Below are 18,969 nucleotides of genomic sequence, written 5' to 3'. Positions count from 1 at the left end.
GCCCCGCCATGCACCGGGCGATGGACTTCGAGAACGTGCGGGGCGTCCGCGTCTGGACGGTTCTTAATGCGGAACTGATGCGTCTCTTGGAACCGTCGAGGAACGTCCGTCACGCCTTGACTCGCATCGCAACGCGACGGCCGCCCCCAGTAGTCCTGCGATCAGCGTGTAAAGGCAGTGGCCGATCGTCGAGAAGGCCTCGAGGTTCGCCGCGCCGGGCAGCATGGCTTTCCAAGCTGAGTTCGTCGTACTCGGCAGTGTCCCGATCCGAAACTTGCTACCGACCTTGATCCCCCCGGAGGCCACCTGCGATAAGGTCATCTGATGGATAGACCCTCGCCGTGGGCCCAGTATTCTGGGGGTCGATCGCGGTGGTCTCACTCAAGCCGAACGTCGCGATCAGAGCCGACAATTTCCAGGGAGTCACCCTCAGCCCGCCGTGGACGACCGTCCGGGTATCGAAGCCTGCCGGCCAGTAAATGCTCGGAGGCCAGGGATTTGGACGTCCGGCCAGGGCGCGATTTCATCCCTCGACGATCGCTCGTCTCGGCTCGGCTCGAAGCGAGGTTCGTTTGCCACCCCGATCGCGCCAACCACGAAGGTGTCAGATGTTTCGATGGTCATAGCCTTACGCCACTCCTGGGATTCGGGCGATCGGGCCGGCACCGGGTGGAAGAACTTGACCGTCGACTTCTTGAGGAATCATGCCGAGTCGGGGATGACCTCCTGGTAGTCGATGTCCAGGACGATCCCGATGCTATCGCCCTCGCGATAGACGATGACCCGGGTGGGATGGTCATTCTTCGCGGGGTCGAACTCGCACCGATAACTCTCCGTCTGACCCTTGCCCTGGTCGCGTTCCAGGAGGACGGAGGTTCGTGGTTGCCCGTCCTTTGCACGAGAGGGGCCGGCTTCGAGGACGCGATCGTCGCGAAGTTGGCCCAAGAACGGCCGTCTCACCTCCAGTGATGCGATATTCCGGGGATCAAGGCAAAGCATGGAGGCCATTTGATCGGACGACTTTAGCCAGTCCATTCGATGCTTCGGCACGTATTGAGTCCAGGTCTCGCCGAAGAACGACCATAAGTGCCCATCGTCTTCCAGGGGTTCACGCAAGAGATTCTCCCCGCGGATCAGGAGGCGATCCCGAGTCACCTTCAATGGGTATTGAATCACTTGAGCGTACATACCATCAGGCCCGGTGAACCTGGACTCCTCCTTCTTCGTCACGGATCGATCCCGATTCGTGGTCGTGATCGTGGTGTGCAGGGAATGGATCCGGGCATAATTGTCGCGGATATGGTCGGCGATCTGGCCGATGACCCGTTTCGGATCACCTTTCGGATCGGGCCGCGCCTTCTGGGCGGGCGGGGCCTCGGCTTTCGGTTTCAGGGGGAGGGGTTCCTCGCGATAATCCATCGCCAGGCCTCTGACGCCGGCGGCGATGAGGGTCAGGAGGAGTCCACATCCGACGGCAACTTTGAGCTTGGTCCAGAACATGGTCGCGATGACTCCTTCCACCCATGAAGAGACCCTGGCGGACGCAGACGAGGTCCGCAATGCCACGCGCACCGTCGCCGCCGACCACTCGATGGGGACAACACCTCGAGCCGCAAATAACACCGAGGGCAGGGACAGGCCGAGGTGCGAGAGGCGCCTGCACAAGAGTTCTCGGCCGGCGGAGAGGCGACGGCGGAGCGTCCGCGCGGGTTGACGGAGACGCGCGGCGGCCTCGTCGTGGGTCAGTTCCTCGAGGTCGCATAGGAGGATCGGGGCTCGGTATTTCTCCCGGTTGCGCTCAAGCTCGTCGCAGAGCTCGACCGCAGGATTGCGGCAGGGTCGGGACGGCGGCAGGCGACCTCGAGGCGAAGCGCCGCTCGATCTCGCGACGACGCGATAAGTCCAGCCGGCTACGGACTCGTGGGGGGCGTAAGGGGCCGAGCCGAATGAGATCGTCACCGACTTCTTCGTCCTGCACCCCGCCCTACGAGTCGGGCCGGATCCCCGCGGCCCGCTGCAACGCCAGCAACCTCGCCTCGCGGGCCACCCTCCAGAAGGCGGGGATGTCCCACTTTGCCCGAGTCCTCACCGGAGCCATCGCCCCGAAGGCGTCGGGCCCGGGTTCCTGACCCGCGACGCGATCCGGGCGGCTGAGGTCGTTTTACTTGGTTTCTTCATTTTCGACCGGCCTGGTCATAGACACGGGTAGGTCAGTCTGATAGATTACGTGGGCGCAGTAGAGCACTGGTAGCTCGCCAGGCTCATAACCTGGAGGTAGGTGGTTCGATTCCACCCTGCGCAATTTCACTCCCTTCCTCGCGGTTATTCCCCATCCTCAATTAATGGATTGCTGACTCGAATGAGATCCTCATTCCGAGGTTTCTGCATGCGCACTTCCACCCAAAGCTCTACCGATTGGCTCCATCGAACACGTTGACGAACTTTTGCCCCCGGGGTGTAGACAGGGGACGATCACCCTGATAGATTACATGGGCGCAGTAGAGCACTGGTAGCTCGCCAGGCTCATAACCTGGAGGTAGGTGGTTCGATTCCACCCTGCGCAACTTCTCCTCTCTCCCCGCCTCGCATGACTCCCCTACACTTATCGTCCGCTCAAAGACTCGGATGAATGACTCATCCCGAGGTTTCGTCATGCGCGGCCCTAGCCAACGATATACATATTGGTTATTTCCAATGCGATGACGAACTTTTCCCGCCAGCTTATAGACAGGGGTGGGTCAGCCTGATAGATTATATGGGCGCAGTAGAGCACCGGTAGCTCGCCAGGCTCATAACCTGGAGGTAGGTGGTTCGATTCCGCCCTGCGCAACTCCGCACTCCTCACCTTCCTCGCAGTGATCCCCAACCTTCATCTTCGAGTTGCTTGCTAACGATCCTCCTGGATGGTTTGTTAATAGTGTTGCGCCCAGGCTCAATAGATGTTCGTCATCAGCCTGTGTCTCTTGTCGTGCCGCTATGCCCACTCCAGCCGTACTTGCGCGGATCTCCTCCGACGCGCTCCTTGTCATCCTCACTCATCCTGGCGACACAGATCCAGGGCGCGAGGCCGTTCAGCCATTGAGCGCAAAGATGAGCCAAGGATTTGCTGGCATGGGATGGTGCGCGAGTGCGATGATGTCATCGCGGCCAGCTCCGTTCGAGTCGAATGGCATGGGTGGTTACCTCCATCGCCCCGATCGGGTTGGCATGGTCGACGGATCGTCCACGGTCGCGGACACGCATCGATTCCCGGGAGTTGGGAACCTTCCCAGAGGGGGGCCAATGAGCGACGCCGCGGAAGCACCCGAGCAACGAAGGCCCCGGTGGCGGTTCGTCTTCCGGCTCCGGTCGATGATGCTGTTGGTCCTCACGGTCGCCTTGCTGCTCTGGGGGCGCAAGGAGTGGGAACGCCGCCAGGCCGTCGATGCTCTCACGGGCCTCCTTCCGGGGGGAGTCCTCGTCGGGGTCGACGGGAACGGGGTCATGATGGATGCGAGCGGCAATGCCCTGAAGCAGGCCGTCCGCAAGGTCAAGGCGCTCCACGGGGAGGATCTGGCCGTTTCCTCGCTGCAGTTGATGCTCCGGCGAGAGCCACTCAATCGGGACCCGCGCGCCGACCCGGCCGCCATGCGTATCTATCAGTCGAGCAAGGCCGCGATGGCGGCCCTCGAGTGGCTCGGCAGCGACGCGGGCCCGGCCGTCCCGGAGTTGATCCGCATCCTCGAAGGGAGCCACACCACCCACCTGCGGGCGATGGCGGCCCGCACGCTTCCCCGCATCGGGGCGCATGACCCCCGCGTCATCGAGGCTCTGATCCGGGCCCTCGACTATCGCCCCCGCGACGGGGATCCCCCTTCCGCGATCACCTCGGCAGCGGCAATCGCCCTCATGGAACTGCCCCGGGACGTCGATCGCACGGCCACGGTCCCGACCCTGACGCGGCTCCTCAAGGATCCCGATCCGTCCTCGCGCATCTCGGCGGCCCGGACGCTCGGAGTCATCGGCCCCGATGCCCGCACGGCGGTTAAAGCCCTGATCGAGACCCTGAAGGACGAGTCCGCCCCCGTACGTGCGGAGGCGGCCAACGCCCTCGGAGAGATCGCGATGGATCGCGTCGACCCCCGCCCCACCCCGCTCCAGGCGGAACTCGTCCCGAGGCTCAACCCGCTCCTCATGGATGGGGATGTCCACGTCCAGGAGACGGCTGAGTTCGTGCTTCGCCGCTTCCGAAGCCTCGTCGAGATCCAGGGCCGGAAGCAGCGGCGAGAAGCCCTGATCGCCGCCGAACATGCCAAGCTCCGGCGCGGGCTCACTCCCTAGCGGTGATGCCCTCGATTGCGGAGACAAACTTTGGCCGGTAGGGCGTAGACAGGGGCCGTTATCTCTGATAGATTACATGGGCGCAGTAGAGCACTGGTAGCTCGCCAGGCTCATAACCTGGAGGTAGGTGGTTCGATTCCACCCTGCGCAACTTCTCCTCTCTCCTTCCTCGCGGTCTTCCCCAATATTTTTCACGGCTCCTCGATCTTGGATGAGTTTCTCATCCCGAGGATTCTTTATGCGCCCTCCTACTCGAAGTCGCACCTATCGTTGCCATTTAACACGGCTACGGAGGCAACGGACTTCGGGCGGACGGATGTTGACAGGGGGCGGTGGTCCTGATAGATTACATGGGCGCAGTAGAGCACTGGTAGCTCGCCAGGCTCATAACCTGGAGGTAGGTGGTTCGATTCCACCCTGCGCAACTTCCCTTCTCTCCTTCCTCGCGGTCTTCCCCACCATTACCAACGGTTTACTATGCAGGGATGAGATCCTCATCCATCCTTTTGCAGACCGTTCGCCGGTATCGGCACCGGGAGGAGTCGGCGGGCTTCATCGCCCTGGTCGCGGAAGAAAGCTCCGCATGGTGCATGCGGCACTGCGGGGGCATCGCTTGCCCCGCCGAACTGCAAAGGCTGACGAGGGACACTCGGACCCGCGTCGGAATGGCGAGAGTTTCGAGACGTGGCCTCGTCATAACTCGGGGTCTACCGCCCCGATGCCTTTCGTCGGCAGGGGCCACGCATGCTTGCCTCGAGTTCGCTCGGTTGTGGGATTTGTGGTAGGACTCGAGAACCCGGTGTAAAGCCTCGGCCCGACCCCGACGCGTCTGAGTGACTGTCCCATAAGGGTTAAAGCTCCGTCGTGACGCGGCCCGTGGTTGGAGTTCGTGTTCCAGCCGAAGTACGCGGAGTTTCTGGACCAGATTGAGCGGTGGTGGAAGGTGCTGAAATCGCTGTCGCCGAGAGACATCGGTTCGGGACGTGAGAAGAAGTCCGGGAGGCAGTCGCCACTGAAGCGGGGACGAACTGCGGCTCCGTGGGATCATTCGAGGTCGAGCCAACGTTCGCCGAAGATGCCGAGGATCGTCGTGTCACCGTACCGGGTCTCACGGTCCAGGTGCTGGTGACCGTGGATGAGGTATCGCGGCCGCGCTCTCTCGATGTATTCCAGGAACGCATCGAAGCCCTGGTGCACGCCACCGTCGCACTCGTGGACCCCGCGAGGGGAGTTGTGGGCGACGAACACATCGACGGCCGGGAAGCTCCTCAGCAGCGTGCTAACCTCGTCCTGTTCCCAGAGGTGATGCCCGCGAGGCTTGTAACGCCAGCAACCGCGGAACCCACCGAACCGAAGCCCCGCAAACTCGCGTACCGTCATGTGCAGGTCGTCGACCCCGACCGGGAACGGGCCATCGGAGTCATGGTTCCCCCGGACCGCGAAGGCGCGGCGGCATCGGTACGACCGGAATACCCGCTCGATCGTCAGGTCGTGCAGGTCACCGCACGAGAGTAGGAGGTCGGCCTCGCGGCCATCCAACTTGCCCACGCGCGAGTCGTCATCGGCGATCACTACGATCCGCAGCATGGCCATCCCATTGAGTACGGTGTAGGGGACGTCAGGCTGCCAGCGGCCTGGTGTAACGGAACTCGGCGTCCACGCCCGACGGCTCGAGGCGATGGAGCATCAACTGGATCATCGCCAGCTTCACGAATGACTCCGACGACAGGACGCTCTTCTCCCGGTCCTTGCTCAGCCGCCGGCATCGGCCCAGCCGGGCGAACGTTCGCTCTACCGTCCAACGGATCGGCAGCATAACCCAGCCCCTGTTGTCCGCCGGGCGGCGGATGATCTCCAGGCCCCACTCTACGTAATTTTCGACCCACGCGTACAGCTTCATGTCGTGGTACTTCGAGTCGGCGAACATCCTCGTGACCTTGCCCATCGGCTGGCCCTCCAGGCGGTCGAACAACTCGGCCGCCGCCTTGGCGTCATCCACCGAGGCGGCCGACACCAGCACGGCCAGCAGCAAGCCCATGCTGTCCACCACGATATGGCGCTTCCGGCCGTCGACGTTCTTGGCGTTGTCGCGGCCCCGCTGCTCGCCGCCGGAGGTCGTGGCGATCGACTGGCTGTCGACGCTCGCGGAGGTGCGCGGGTGGTAGGGCTTCTCCATCGTGCGGACCTTGCGGCGAAGCAGGTCGTGGATCGCGTCCAGCGTGCCGTTGTGCCGCCCTTCGTCGAAGTACCGCCAGACAGTACTCTTGGGCGGGAAGTCGATTGGCAAGTAACGCCACTGGCAGCCGGTGCGGAGGATGTCGAGGATGGCGTCGAGGACGTCTCGGGTGTCGGTCTTACGCGGCCGGCCGCCGGGGTAGACTGGGATGTGCGGCTCGATCAGCGCCCACTGCGCGTCGGTGACGTCGCTGGGTAATGGTGCATTCTCATACACCATTCTACGCGCCTCGGCTACCTTATGGGACAGTCTCTGAACAGTTCGGACCCAGGGCACCCGAGGTGCGTCTCGATGTCCTCGGGCGTCGGCGTTGAGGATGACCCCTCGCGAGGAACGGGCGCGGGGTCATCAACTCATCGACCGGTATCGATTCCTGATGAGGAAGCGCGCGGGGCAACCAGGCCGCGATCGTGGCCCCACGTGCCAACGGCATCCACGTCCTGAGGGCGATTCGCTTGCACGACGGACGTGGCGGGGGCCATCAAGCGAGCGAACGGGCTCAAACCTGCGAGCGTTAGGTTCCTCTCAGCCGACCAGGCCGGTCATACTCGCTCCGGTCGTGGAACGGGGAGTCGAAACGGCCTCGCCCGCGATCATCCCGGCACCCAGCACGAGTGGGTTCGTGGTTTCTCCTCCCAATCCCGGCCCTACTGCGCCCGTCGCTGTCGTGATCCCGGTCCCCGGCGTCGTCCCGATTCCGCTGGTTCCGGTCCCCGTCGTTCCAGTGCCGGTCGACCCTAAGCCCGTGGTCCCCGTCCCGCTGGCCCCGGTCCCGGCGGTTCCGATTCCCGTGGTCCCCGTCCCGATCGTTGTCCCCGGATCCGTCGTTGTGCCGGTCGTTGTCCCGATCCCGGTGGCTCCTGTACCGGTCGTGATCCCCGTGTCAGTGCCCCCCGTCCCGGTCGTGTCCCCCACACCTGTTGTCGGCCCTGTCCCGGTCGTCCCGGTACCTATCGTTGTCCCTGGATCCGTGGTTCCCGAGGTCCCGGTCGTTGTGGTGCCAGTCCCGGTGCCCGTGGTCCCAGTGCCAGTTGTTCCGGTACCAATCGTCCCGGTCCCTGTCGTTCCAGTGCCAGTTGATGTACCCGTTCCAATGGTGCCGGTGGTCCCCGTCCCGGTCGTACCCGTCCCGGTCGTACCCGTCCCGGTCGTACCCGTCCCGGTCATACCCGTTCCAGTCGTTCCGGTTCCGGTCGTACCGGTCCCCGTGGTCCCCGTCGTACCCGTCCCGGTCGACCCTGTACCTGTGGTCCCCGTGCCGGTGGAGGAGCCTGTCCCGGTCGAGCCTGAGCCCGTGGACGTCCCGGTCCCTGTCGAACCGGAACCTCCCGACCCGGATTGACCCATCGTCAGCTCGGGCGAATGCATGAACAGTGCTCGGACCTCGTCAGCCGGGAGGCCCCGCTGCATCTCGCCCACCCAGTAGTTCAGCCCGGCGGACTCGGGTTCTCGGCCGAGGATTTTCTCATACAAACCCGTAATGTAGGTCTCGACCCCCGAGGGGCCGCCGGACGTTGCGGCGGCACGGGCCCTGATGGATCCGCCCTGCTGGAGCAGGCGGACCTGCGAGACTTCCGACTGACTCGCCGCGATCGCCGCCGCGGCATCATGGGCGATGGCCAGCGTCAGCGTGGAGAGGAGCGTGAATGTCTCCAACGGCTCGAATGAACAGAAATGCTCGGATCGTCTCCGCGACCTGGTGCGACTCACGGTTGGGCCTCCTGCGATCGATATCGATATCGAACTCCCGGCTCGGGCCGGAAGAATGAAATCTCGTCAGTTCAACGATTGAAAACATGGAGCCGTCCCCCAGAGTGGATGGACGACCGAATGGCTCGAACGCAAACCCCATACCGAGAATCCCGGACCGAAGGCACCAGCGATCCTCACGCGATTCGCCGGGCAGGCCCGCGCGGAGCCGGCCCTTGCGGTCGACGCGGCCCCATCCGATCCTCCCCCGAGATGGCCGCGAGGCGGAATTTTCCGGTCGTGATGGTGAATTTCTATGTGAATCCATCTCCAACTGATCGGACGAGCTCAGCCGTTGGGCCTCGCATTTTCCCGGCGGCGCGTCCCCGGGTTGCTCAGCCCCGGAGACGAGGCGGCACCCGCGTCCATACCGATGGATGTGCCCTCCATGTCATCAATTCGATCCGGCTTGGACGCCCGCGCGACCCCGGCCCGGATGATGTGTCCCGGACCAGGACATGGTTGGTCCAATTCCAAATCTCGTCGGCCTTGACGTGCCGTATCGATAGCCTTGAGCGTCGGTCCTTGATGGCAGACCCGGCACGACGCCGCATCCGCTCCAGGCCCCAAACGAGTGGTGACCGAAAGCATCATGTCGCAGCAACGCGGGTTTGTTGCCGACGCTCCTGCATCGTCATCATGCCGACCTCGGCACGCTCGCCCGAACTTCGTCGGCAACGAAAATCGCCCACGACTCGCATGCCGCGGGGGACGGAGGTTATCGGAATGTGTGGTGGTGGAGGCAGGCTGGGGGTCACACCCTGGCCAGTTCCGCGAAGCCCCTGGCAATGTCCTCGGACGCGGGGCGGACCAGGAGGTTCTGGACCTGGCCGTCTCGCATGAAGACGAGCGTCGGCCAGAGCTTCACGCGGAACGATCGGCCGAGGGGCTTGCCGGGGCCGTCCTCGACCTGGATGTGATGCACCTCGGGATGCCTCTCCAGCATCGAGCCGAGGAAGGGCCGGATCCCCTGGCAATGTGGGCACCATTCGGCCCCGAACTCCAGGAGCACGGGGCCGGTCATCCGGTCCACCTCGTCGCGCGTCGGTTCGGTCATCGGAGTCCTCCTCATGAGATCCCAATGGAGGCAGCATCCGACGTGCCGCGAGGCTTCGGCGAGGCTCAATCGAGCTCGAGGAGCCTCAAGGCGGCGTCGCGCGCAATGTCGACGGCGTCCGGCTTGCCCTGGATCGCGGCGGTGACAATCGCCCCCTCCACCAGCAAGGCGATGGCCGGGGCCACCCTCGCGGCGCGTTCGCCGACCGATTGCTCGATCAGCCCCTGCAAGAATCCGGCGAAGCGCTTCTTGTTGTTGCGGACGTACTCGGTGCCGGGGTGCTCCGGGTCGGCGAGCTCGATCGCGGCGTTCTGGAAGGCACAGCCGCGAAACCCGGGGGTCTCGAACCACTCCCGGAGCGCGGCGAAGAAGGCCCGGAGCGGCGGCTGCGACTCCTGCAAATGCCGGCCGATCGCCTCGCGCAAGAACCCCGTCACGCATTCATCTCGGTACTTGAGCACGGCGAGAATCAGGTCGTCCTTGGACCGGAAATGCGAGTAGAGGGTCATCTTGGCGACCCCCGCCTCGGCGATGATCCGGTCGATCCCCACCGCCCTGATCCCATCCTCGTAGAAAAGCCGATCGGCCGTCTCGAGGATGCGTTGGCGGGCTTCCGAGTTCGTCGCTTTCGGTCGTCCCATACTCACAATGCTACAGACAGGTCTGTCCGAATCAAGACCGAACCCACCATTCCGACCGAGATATCGGCGTTGCAGCAAACTCGCCGGCGAGAAAATCGGGCAGATCTCCGACGAAAACGCGACAATGACGCGGGGCTGGTGACCCGCCCGCGCGCTTAGTGAGGATGTTCAATCGCGATCGGGTTCCCGGGGCCGGTCGGGTGCGAACGGGGCGCGGGCCGGCGGAGCTCAAGGGCCGCCGACGGAGACCGGGGGAGTCGTCGTTCCGATGGATCTGCGGGTCAGCGAACTGCTCGAGGAGCTCTACGATTCGGGGCGGACCCCGGAAGAAGTCTGCGTCGACTTCCCGGAGTTCCTCGATGAGGTCCGCGAGCGTTGGCGGAAGATCTGCCGGCTCGAGGCCCAGCTCGACCTCTGCCTGCCCCCCGAGCGCGAGCCCCTCGACGCCGGCGCGAGGCCCAGGCCTCGCGTGCCCGACGACCTGCCGCAGATCCCCGGCTACGAGGTCGAGGGCCGCATCGGCCGGGGCGGGATGGGGGTCGTCTACCGGGCCCGCCACCTCCGGCTGAACCGGGTCGTCGCGATCAAGATGGCCATCGCCTGGGACCAGCCGTCGTCCCGCGAGCGGTTCCGGCGCGAGGCCCAGGCCGTGGCCGCCCTCCGCCATCCCCACGTCGTGCAGATCTACGACGTCGGCGACTGGGAAGGCTGCCCCTACTACGCGATGGAGTTGGTCGCCGGCGGCAACCTCGCCCAGCTCGCCAAGCCGACGAGCCCTCGCGAGGCCGCCTCGCTCCTCCTCCCCCTGGCCGAGGCCGTGCACGCCGCGCACTCGGCCGGGATCATCCACCGCGACCTCAAGCCGTCGAACATCCTGATGGAGCCGGGCGGAACCCCGAAGGTCGGCGACTTCGGCCTCTCGCGCCGCCTCGACGACGCCTCGGGGCTCACCATGGACGGGGTCCTGATCGGCACCCCGAGCTACATGGCCCCCGAGCAGGCCGCGGGGACCCTCGACGCGGTCGGAGCCCCCGCCGACGTCTACGCCCTCGGCGCGATCCTCTACGAGCTCCTCTCGGGCCGCCCCCCCTTCCGCGGCGAGACCCCGTCCGAGACGGCCCGGCTCGTCATCGACGCCGAGCCCATCCCCCCCGTCCGCCTGAACCCGAAGATCCCGAGGGACCTCGAGATCATCTGCCTGAAATGCCTGAACAAGGACCCGGCCCGACGCTACCCGACCGCCGCCGCCCTGGGCGACGACCTCCGCCACTTCCTCGACGGCGAGGCCATCGAGGCCAGGCCCGAGGGCCGAGCCGAGCGCTTGATGAGGCGCCTCCTGCGCAGGCCCGGCTACTTCGCATCACTGGCAGCCCTGATCCTGCTCGCGTTGCTCGCGGGGGGAACGGGGCTCTGGCTGGCACGCGACCGCGCCGAGACCCACCGCCGCTCGATCGCAGACCTCGCCGCGACCGAGCGCGCCGTCTCGGCCGATCTGCGGGAGATGAACCGCTGGCTCGAGGCCCAGTCGTGGACCCAGGCCATCGCCGCCTTCGAGCGCGCCAAGGCCCGGCTCGGGGACGGCCGGGGCTCTCGGGCGCTCCGCCTGGCCCTGGATCGAGGAGGCCGCGACCTCGAGTTCGTGGCCAGGCTCGAGGCCATCCGCACCGAGCTGGCCGAGAACGTCGAGGATGCCGTCGACTTCAAGTCGGCAAACACCGCATATGAATCAGCGTTCGTCGCCGCGGGCGTGGGCAAGATGGACGAGCCCCCGGAGGTCGTCGCCGCCCGGATCCGGGCCTCGAAGATCCGCGGGGCGCTCGTCGACGCCCTCGACGCCTGGCCGGTGGACCCTTCGGACGCACATCGAAAAGCCCGGCTCCTGAAGACCGCGAGCCTCGCCGACCGCCACCAGGAAGCTTGGACCCTCCGAGCCCGCGACCCGCAGGCCCGTCGCGACCGAGACTCCCTGCAACGCCTCGTCGCGCAGGCCCCCGTCGACTCCGAAGCCGTCCCCCTGCTCCTCTCGCTCGCCGGCGACCTCGCGGCCGCGGGGGGCGATCCGACCCCGCTCCTGATCCGGGTCCAGCAGGCGCACCCGGGCGACTTCTGGGCGAACGTCGCCCTGATGGACCACCTGATCGAGGCCGGGCGCGACGCCGAGGCCGTCCGCTACGCCCAGGCGGCGATCTCGATCCGCCCCTCGGAGCCGATCGGCCACACGGGCCTCGGCCGGGCCCTGCTCCACTCCGACAAGCCGGATGAGGCCGTCGAGCCCTTCCGCACGGCCCTGCGGCTCGACCCCAGATCCCCCAACGCCTGCTTCAACCTCGGCCACGTCCTGACCCTCGGCGCGAAGGCCGACGAGGCAACCGCCCTCTTCCGCCGGGCCCTCGGTATTTCACCCGGCTCGTCGGTCATCCACTGCGGCCTCGCCGACGCCCTCGCCGCAAGGGGCTTGCATGAGGAGGCCCTCGCCGAGTACGAGCGGGCCGTCGCCCTCGACCCGAAATTCACTTATGCGTGGCTCGGTTCCCGGCAGGCCCTCAAGCACCTCGGCCGGGTCGAGGAGTCCCGCGCGGCCTGGCGCAAGGCGATCGACTCCGCCCCGGGCGACCTCGGCACCTGGGACGGGTACCCCGAGTTCTGCCTCTACCTCGGCCAGGATCGGCCCTACCGCGACGCCCGCCGCGAACTCCTCGCCCGCTTCGGCCAGATCACCGACCCCCGACATGCCGAGCAGATCGGCCGCGCCTGCCTCCTGCTCCCCGACGACCGCGAGTCCGTCCTGAAAGCCTCGGCCCTGATCGACCGGGCCCTCGCCGACCCTCCGACCTCCCCCACCGCCTGGGCCCGCCCTTACTTCCTCCTCGCCAAATCCCTGGCCGAATACCGCCTCGGCCACTTCGAATCCGCGCTCGGGCTCCTCGAAGGCGACGCCGGCGGCGTCATGGGCCCGATCCCCTCCCTGATCCGATCCATGGCCCACCAGAAGCTCAGCCACCCCGCCGAAGCCCGCGCCTCCTTCACCTCCGCCACCACCCAGCACCCCGATTGGAACACCCCCGCCCCCGAAAACCGCGAATACTGGCTCTACCAGACCCTCCGCCGCGAGGCCGAGGCGACTCTCGGCGAGTCGAAGTCCGACGGCCAGAATCCCACGCGGGAGTGATCCTCGTTTCAACCGTCGGGCGCGATGGCCTGCCCCGCGCGGGCGGGATCTTCGAGGAGGATCCGGCGGACCTCGCCGATGACTTCGGGATGATCCTGGCAGAGATGCCCGGCCACGATCACCTTCTCGGAACGGGCCCCGGCGATGCTGGCACTCTCGAAGGTCACCAGGCCGTCGGACCTCGTTACGGTGAGGGGATCGGGCCTGACCGCGATGATCGAGTGCGTGGACACGGACGGGGCGACGGGCAAGTCGTGCAGGGCCGTCAGCAGCGGCGATTCCCACTCCAGCTCGTCGACGCTCGTGGGCAGCCCCGCGCGAAACCGATCCGAGAAGTAGGCCGGCGGGTTCCGCGAGATCAGGCGGTCGTAGGCATCCCGCAAGGGGTCAGGGCCCCGCGCGATCCTCGTGCCGACATGATGGATCGAGCCCGTGTTGATGCGGCTGCCGCGATGCGGTGTCGCGATGAAGATGAGCCGGCGGATCTCCCGCGTCGGCCCGAAGATCCAACCCTCGCGGAACAGGTCGACGTCCGCCCGCTCGCCGATCATCTCGCCGAAGGGCCTGTCGGCCACGACGCGCCAGAGGCGGTCGCCCGGATCCACCGAGAGCATCCTGGACAGGAGGCCCCCCATGCTATGCCCGACCACGATCATCCGATCGAGCGCGTCGTCGCGGCGGTCAGGGTCGAGCATGCTCCTGGCCCTCGCGAGATCGCGCCTCAGGAGGTGGGCCGAGTAGCCGATCGAGGCCCCCGTCCTGTAGCCGAAGGTCCAGAACTGGTAGCGCTCGCAGATCGCCGGCTCCCCCTCCAGCGTCTCGATCATCCGATGCCAGGACCAGGGCTTCGACCAGAGTCCGTGGACCAGCACCACCGGCACCTTGCCGCGCGAGTAAGGCCGGAGCAACGAGAGGCCGCTCGGGTCGTATCGGTAGACCTGCGCCGTCGCCGGCCCGTTCAAGGCTCGGGGCTCGGCCGCTTGCAGGCCCCGCGTGTAGCAGGCCGGGAGCCCAGTGATGATCGCGAGCGGGAGCCAACGGATGAGACCTGTCATCGATCGCCTTCGTGATGATGCCCCGAGTTCCTCGTCCTGCAATCAGATTGGCGTGGGAGATGGTCAGGAGTAGCCGGAGCCCGGCGGCGCCCGCAGGTCTCGCGAGGCCCATGCCAGCGAGACGGCGACGATCGAGCCGATGGCCAGCACGACCAGGCTCAGGAAGCGGAAGCCCTGGCGGAACCCCAGCGCGACGCTCTCGGCCACCACAAACGTGCCCAGGACCGTCGACGTCTCCCGCTGCAGCTCCGCGCCGGCGAGGCCTCGCTGGCGGAAGTGGTCGGAGATCCTGGCCGCCGACTCCGCCACGGCCGGACGCCCCTCGCGCAGGTTCGCGCGATAGACGTCGAGCCCCCGGTCGGACCAGGCCTTGATCGCCGTGCCCGTCAACGCCGGCACGGTCAGCAGCGGGACGATCAGGCAGACGGCGCCGAGCGAACCCGCATAGAGCATGTCCTGCGGGCTCGCCCCCTCGACCTCGTCGCAGAGGAAGACGGGAGGGAGCAGGCCGAGGAAGGCCCCCCAGCAGGCCAGCACGACCGCGACGTGCTCCTTCGCCGTGAAGTTGTCGAGCGGCGAGAGCCACCAGAGGCAGCCCGAGGATCCGGCCACGGCGACGAAGAGCCACGCGTGCCGCAGGCCTCGGCGATGCAGGACGGTCGTGAGCAAGGTCGTCGCGGTCATCGAGAGCGAGGCCGGGGCCAGGATCCAGCCCGCGACGACCCGGGGCTCGCCGCGCAGCTCGATCAGGTAGCGAGCCACGATCGCCAGGACCGCCCCGAGGTTCAACAGCAGGAGCAGACGGGCCATCATGGCGAGGACGTAGACGCGGCTCCGCAGCAGGCGTCTCAGGTGCTCGTCGGGGCTGAAGCCCGAGCCCAGCCAGAGGGCCAGGAGGATCGGCAGGACGACGCAGAGGATGGCCACGACGGCGAACGCGTCGGAGGTCCAGCCCCCCCACTTGCGGTACCACTTGAACGCGAACATCAGGCAGACGACCCAGCCGCTGAAGCCCGCGATGGCGAGCCAATCGAGCGGCACATGGACCGGCTTGACCGGGCGATCTCGCAGGTCAAAGCGCAGGACCGCCGCCAGGGCGCCGAGGGCGATCGGCACGTTGATCCAGTAGATCCACCGCCATGAGGCCGCCTCATTGATGTAGGCGGTCACGAGGGGCGTCAGGGGCCGGGTCGCGTACGCGCAAACGCCATAGAACCCGATGGCGACGAGCAGCCTGCGGTCGAACTGCTTGTAGAGGCTCGCCCGGCCGATCGCGATCGTCAGGCCCTTGCCGATCCCCTCCACGAATCGGCCGAGGACCAGGCCCGGCAGCCCTCCGGCGGCGCCGCAGAGGAGATTCCCCAGCGCGAAGGAGGCGAGCCCGATGGCGAGCGAGATCCGCATGCCCAGCCGCCCCGAGAGCCTGAAGGCCCCGAAGAGGCTGAAGATGATCGGGACGCCCCAGGCCACGTCGGTCCATATCATGTCATATTCATCCGCCTCGATCCCCTTGCGGATGACGTCGTCCGTCACGGCGGTCAGGACCAGGGTCTGATAGACCGTGATCAGGACCAGGAAGGTCGCGAACGCCGCCAGGGCATGACGCCGGCCGAGGGGGGCGACCTCGGAGGACGGAGCCGCGAGGTGCGTGGTCATGGCCTCGATCGCTCCCCGGCGGAGGCGTCCATCGGGGCGTTGTAGCGGGTCTCCTGCCCGGCGAGTCCCCGAGCCGCGCGGGCCGCCCATGCCGGATCCCCCCGGCCGTGGGCGATGGCCACCCTCGCGGAGAGCCCCGCGCGGAGGCCCGGCCAGCGGTCGTCTCGCTCGAGCCGGATCCTCACCGGCACGCGCTGGACGACCCTCGTGAATTCCCCCGAGACGACGTTGCGCGGCATCAGAGAGAACTGGGCCCCGGTCGACTTGTTGATCCAGACGACCCGCCCTTCGAACGGCCGGTCGAAGGCGTCGACCTCGACCCGGACGGGGTTGCCGGGCGCGACCCCGGGCAGCCGGTCCTCCTCCAGGTTCGCCTCGACGTAGAGCAAGTCGGGGTCGTAGAGGCTCAGGAGCGTCGCGCCCGCCGGGGTGTAGTCGCCGAGGTGCCGGTATCGCTTGACCACCACGCCGGAGATCGGCGCCCGGACCTTCGTGTACTCCAGCTCGTGGTCGGCCGCCTCCAGGCCCCTGCTCGCCTCCTCCACGGTCAGCTCCTTGACGCGCACGAGTAGCTCCATCTCCCGGATCTGATCGTTGCCGGTCTCCGAGAGGTCGACATCCTTCGCCGCCTTCTCCGCGCCGGTCTGGGCGGACTCGAGCGACCGACGCGCGAGGTCGACCTGGATCTGGGAGATGAGGGCCTTCGCCAGCTTGGCCTCGGATAGCTCGAGCTGCGCCCGGGCCTGGTCGCGAGCATGGGTCGCCTGCTGCTGACGCTCCTGCGTGCTCGCGCCCAGATCCGCGAGGCGAGTGAACCGCCCGAATTCCAGATCGGCCAGCGTCAGGCCCGCCCGCGCCGACTTGACCCCCGCCCTGGCCTCGTCGATATCCTTCTCGACGCCGTCGCGGGTCAATGCCAGCGATCGCTCGGCCTTGGCCCGATCGATCCTGGCGGCGTCGAGCGTGCGCATGGCCAGGTCGATCCGGAGCGGCACTTCCTTGCGGACGCGAACGAGATCGGCCCTCTGGCGGTCCAGGTCGACTCGGGCCGTCTCCAGCTTGGCTTTCGCGACCTCAACCTTGTCGCGATAGGGGGTCGGGTCGATCTCGGCCAGCACCTGCCCCGGCTCGACGCGGTCGTTCTCCTCGACGAGGAATCGGGAGATCCGGCCCGTGACCATCTGCGGAGCAATGTTGATGATATGAGCCTCCACGAAGGCGTCGTCGGTGAGGGAATGCGTGCGCCTGAAGCGGGCCCAGGACCAGGCCGGCGGGATCGCCAGGGCGGCGAGGCCGAGGAGCAGCAGGCCGATGAGGACAGGGCCCAGGTTCCGGACCGGGCCATGCCCGGCTCGCGGGGGCGAGGGCCTTTCGACGACCGAAACCGAAGGTTCCGCCATAACGTCTCCCGATCTCCTTCAGAGATTGCCGTTCGCCGGGGTGGTGGGGGTCGGGCTGTTCCCGGTGGCGTAGTCCAGGCGGACGATCGCCGTCAAGTAGGCATACTTGGAATTCAGAAAGTTCTGCTGCGCCCGGGTCAGCGAGGCCTGGGCGTCGCTGATCTCGGTCGGCGTGGCGTTGCCCTCGCCCACCCGCAGGCGGACGAGGCGGTAGTTCTCGGCCGCCTGCTCGACGGCAGGCCTGGCGTCGTCGATCCCGAGGCGGGCGGTCGCGAGCCTGCGGTATGACTCGTTGACCTGGAAGGCGATGTTGTCGGCGATCGACTCGGCCTGGGCCATCGCCTCGCGGACCCGGGAGTCGGCGACCTTCGACTCGGCGACCCGCCGCCCCCCCTCGAAGATGTTCCATTCCAGGCGGATGAACCCGAGCGCGAGGTCGGCGTAGCCGGTGGGGCTGGACTGCTGGAGGTTGGTCAGGACCCCTTCCGAGACGATCCTCGGGGCGAACTCGGCCTTCGCGACCCGGGTCCCCTCGTGGGCGATCTCGACCGACCTCTGGGCGACCCGGAACTCCCTCCTCCGGCGGACCGCCGCCTCGAGGCACTCGCCGAGCGAGGCCCCGAACGCCGGCGGGTCGGGCGGCTCGACGACCCGGACCGGCTCGTTGCACTTCAGGCCGATCGCCAGGTTCAGCTCGGCCAGGGCCACGAACTCCGCCTCGGTCGCGGCGTGCCACTGCTGCCTCGTCTCGGCCTGCAGGACCTCGGCCCGCAGGACGGCCTCCCTCGGGATGACCCCCTCCCGTTGTAGCTTGCGGGCATCGGCCAGCTCTTCCTCGGCCCGCAGGCTTGCGTCACGGGCGGTCCGTCGCATGGCCTGGCTCCTCAGCACGCCGTAATACGCCAGCGAGACCTCGTTGGCGACCGTCTGGAAGGCCCGCTCGGTCTGGAGCCGGGAGACATCGAGCGCGAGCTTCGCCTGCTCGTAACGCCCCAGGCGGCGGCCGAAGTCGCAGACGAGCCATTGCACCTTGAACTCGGCCAGCTCGTAGCCGGACGCCAGGTGCAGGCCGACCGGCACCGCCCCGAGCCCCGGGACGAAGTTGAACCCGCTCGTCGCGTCGTTGCCGATCCGGATCGGCTGCCCCCCCACGCCCAGGTCGAATCCGCCCACGCTGTACGATCCGCCGGCGGTCGGGAGGAAGGTCGAGGCCGCGACCTCCTGCCTCCCCCTCGCCTGTGCGATGCTCTCGAGCTGCGCACGAAGCCTCGGCTGGAGCCGGAATGCCAGGCCGATCGCCTCGCCGAGGTCGATCGGCCTGCCCGAGGTGGCGATGGCGTCCAGCTCCGCGACATCCTGCGGCGGCGGCGACTCGATCGCGACCGGCCTGTCGGGCAACGCCGGGGGGCCTTCGACCTCGCGGGTCGCGTTCGCGCGGGCCAGCATCGGATCCGCCGGCGTCCCGGCGCCCGCCGGCCGAGGGATCGGGGCCGTCGCGAGGGCCGTCGTCGGCTCGATCCGACTCGCGAGGGACTCTCGGAGCCCCGGCCGGTCGTGGCCGCAGCCCATCGCGAAGGCCAGGCCCAGGGGCCAGACCCATCGGCGTCGTCCCGTTGGCCTGCACGGCGCTATCCTTGGGCGCATCCGATCGACGCTCCTTGAAAATGGGCCCTTGCCGAAACCTTC

General features: G+C 67.2%; 13 protein-coding genes and 5 tRNA genes. 8 read left to right on the top strand and 10 right to left on the bottom strand.

Annotated features, from left to right (window positions below; translation table 11 throughout):
* Positions 1–702 precede the first annotated feature (702 nt).
* On the bottom strand, positions 703–1,959 hold the full coding sequence (locus ACOYYX_RS05615) for an RNA polymerase sigma factor (RefSeq protein WP_422928949.1): 1,257 nt from the start codon (positions 1,957–1,959) through the stop codon (positions 703–705).
* On the opposite strand from ACOYYX_RS05615, the gene ACOYYX_RS05610 reads away from it, so the two are divergent.
* The 7 genes from ACOYYX_RS05610 to ACOYYX_RS05580 all read left to right on the top strand — a co-directional run bounded on the left by ACOYYX_RS05610 (position 1,947) and on the right by ACOYYX_RS05580 (position 4,745).
* A complete protein-coding gene (locus ACOYYX_RS05610; RefSeq protein WP_422928948.1) occupies positions 1,947–2,129 on the top strand; it encodes a hypothetical protein in 183 nt (60 codons plus the stop codon). The genes ACOYYX_RS05615 and ACOYYX_RS05610 overlap by 13 nt on opposite strands.
* Positions 2,130–2,230: 101 nt before the next feature.
* A tRNA-Met gene (locus ACOYYX_RS05605) sits at positions 2,231–2,302 on the top strand.
* Between the two features lie 190 nt (positions 2,303–2,492).
* A tRNA-Met gene (locus ACOYYX_RS05600) sits at positions 2,493–2,564 on the top strand.
* A gap of 194 nt (positions 2,565–2,758) precedes the next feature.
* Positions 2,759–2,830 (top strand) — tRNA-Met (locus ACOYYX_RS05595).
* Between the two features lie 452 nt (positions 2,831–3,282).
* Positions 3,283–4,320: a HEAT repeat domain-containing protein gene (locus ACOYYX_RS05590; RefSeq protein ID WP_422928947.1), complete on the top strand. Its 1,038-nt coding sequence runs from the start codon at positions 3,283–3,285 to the stop codon at positions 4,318–4,320.
* Between the two features lie 79 nt (positions 4,321–4,399).
* Positions 4,400–4,471 (top strand) — tRNA-Met (locus tag ACOYYX_RS05585).
* 202 nt (positions 4,472–4,673) lie between these two features.
* Positions 4,674–4,745: transfer RNA gene (locus ACOYYX_RS05580), tRNA-Met, on the top strand.
* 619 nt (positions 4,746–5,364) lie between these two features.
* Here ACOYYX_RS05580 and ACOYYX_RS05575 read toward each other — a convergent pair.
* The 5 genes from ACOYYX_RS05575 to ACOYYX_RS05555 form a co-directional block, all read right to left on the bottom strand.
* Entirely contained in the window at positions 5,365–5,907 is a 543-nt protein-coding gene (locus ACOYYX_RS05575) for a metallophosphoesterase family protein (RefSeq protein WP_422928946.1), read from the bottom strand.
* 31 nt (positions 5,908–5,938) lie between these two features.
* Positions 5,939–6,775, bottom strand: coding sequence for an IS5 family transposase (locus ACOYYX_RS05570; protein ID WP_422928945.1), 837 nt, complete (start codon positions 6,773–6,775; stop codon positions 5,939–5,941).
* 306 nt (positions 6,776–7,081) lie between these two features.
* Complete coding sequence (locus tag ACOYYX_RS05565) at positions 7,082–8,266, bottom strand: DUF4214 domain-containing protein (protein ID WP_422928944.1); 1,185 nt, start codon at positions 8,264–8,266, stop codon at positions 7,082–7,084.
* Positions 8,267–9,059: 793 nt separating this feature from the next.
* Entirely contained in the window at positions 9,060–9,362 is a 303-nt protein-coding gene (locus ACOYYX_RS05560) for a thioredoxin family protein (protein WP_422928943.1), read from the bottom strand.
* A gap of 65 nt (positions 9,363–9,427) precedes the next feature.
* Positions 9,428–10,003 (bottom strand): TetR/AcrR family transcriptional regulator, encoded by a 576-nt coding sequence (locus tag ACOYYX_RS05555; protein WP_422928942.1) that lies wholly within the window; start codon positions 10,001–10,003, stop codon positions 9,428–9,430.
* 268 nt (positions 10,004–10,271) lie between these two features.
* On the opposite strand from ACOYYX_RS05555, the gene ACOYYX_RS05550 reads away from it, so the two are divergent.
* Complete coding sequence (locus ACOYYX_RS05550; protein ID WP_422928941.1) at positions 10,272–13,172, top strand: protein kinase domain-containing protein; 2,901 nt, start codon at positions 10,272–10,274, stop codon at positions 13,170–13,172.
* An 8-nt stretch (positions 13,173–13,180) separates the two neighbouring features.
* Here the strand turns inward: ACOYYX_RS05550 and ACOYYX_RS05545 are convergent, their stop codons facing one another.
* From ACOYYX_RS05545 to ACOYYX_RS05530, 4 genes are all read right to left on the bottom strand, one after another.
* Positions 13,181–14,227, bottom strand: a complete 1,047-nt coding sequence (locus ACOYYX_RS05545) for an esterase/lipase family protein (RefSeq protein ID WP_422928940.1) — start codon at positions 14,225–14,227, stop codon at positions 13,181–13,183.
* 63 nt (positions 14,228–14,290) lie between these two features.
* The gene (locus ACOYYX_RS05540; protein ID WP_422928939.1) at positions 14,291–15,883 is read right to left on the bottom strand and encodes an MFS transporter; all 1,593 of its coding nucleotides are present in this window, start codon (positions 15,881–15,883) and stop codon (positions 14,291–14,293) included.
* A complete protein-coding gene (locus ACOYYX_RS05535) occupies positions 15,880–17,283 on the bottom strand; it encodes an HlyD family secretion protein (RefSeq protein WP_422928938.1) in 1,404 nt (467 codons plus the stop codon). The genes ACOYYX_RS05540 and ACOYYX_RS05535 overlap by 4 nt, the downstream gene beginning before the upstream one ends.
* A gap of 18 nt (positions 17,284–17,301) precedes the next feature.
* Positions 17,302–18,927: a TolC family protein gene (locus ACOYYX_RS05530; RefSeq protein ID WP_422928937.1), complete on the bottom strand. Its 1,626-nt coding sequence runs from the start codon at positions 18,925–18,927 to the stop codon at positions 17,302–17,304.
* Positions 18,928–18,969: the final 42 nt, after the last annotated feature.

This window comes from Singulisphaera chitinilytica (assembly GCF_049331405.1).
Classification (GTDB): Bacteria; Planctomycetota; Planctomycetia; order Isosphaerales; family Isosphaeraceae; genus PoT.
The sequence above is the reverse complement of the archived record's forward strand: the minus strand, read 5'-3'. Positions and strand labels throughout refer to the sequence as shown.

Bases quoted from the DNA above. Each gene is read 5' to 3' on its own strand.
- ACOYYX_RS05590 (WP_422928947.1), top strand. From the start codon at position 3,283: ATGAGCGACGCCGCGGAAGCACCCGAGCAACGAAGGCCCCGGTGGCGG.
- ACOYYX_RS05550 (WP_422928941.1), top strand. From the start codon at position 10,272: ATGGATCTGCGGGTCAGCGAACTGCTCGAGGAGCTCTACGATTCGGGG.
- ACOYYX_RS05535 (WP_422928938.1), bottom strand. From the start codon at position 17,283: ATGGCGGAACCTTCGGTTTCGGTCGTCGAAAGGCCCTCGCCCCCGCGA.
- ACOYYX_RS05555 (WP_422928942.1), bottom strand. From the start codon at position 10,003: ATGGGACGACCGAAAGCGACGAACTCGGAAGCCCGCCAACGCATCCTC.
- ACOYYX_RS05530 (WP_422928937.1), bottom strand. From the start codon at position 18,927: ATGCGCCCAAGGATAGCGCCGTGCAGGCCAACGGGACGACGCCGATGG.
- ACOYYX_RS05575 (WP_422928946.1), bottom strand. From the start codon at position 5,907: ATGCTGCGGATCGTAGTGATCGCCGATGACGACTCGCGCGTGGGCAAG.
- ACOYYX_RS05610 (WP_422928948.1), top strand. From the start codon at position 1,947: ATGAGATCGTCACCGACTTCTTCGTCCTGCACCCCGCCCTACGAGTCG.
- ACOYYX_RS05560 (WP_422928943.1), bottom strand. From the start codon at position 9,362: ATGACCGAACCGACGCGCGACGAGGTGGACCGGATGACCGGCCCCGTG.
- ACOYYX_RS05545 (WP_422928940.1), bottom strand. From the start codon at position 14,227: ATGACAGGTCTCATCCGTTGGCTCCCGCTCGCGATCATCACTGGGCTC.
- ACOYYX_RS05570 (WP_422928945.1), bottom strand. From the start codon at position 6,775: ATGGTGTATGAGAATGCACCATTACCCAGCGACGTCACCGACGCGCAG.
- ACOYYX_RS05540 (WP_422928939.1), bottom strand. From the start codon at position 15,883: ATGACCACGCACCTCGCGGCTCCGTCCTCCGAGGTCGCCCCCCTCGGC.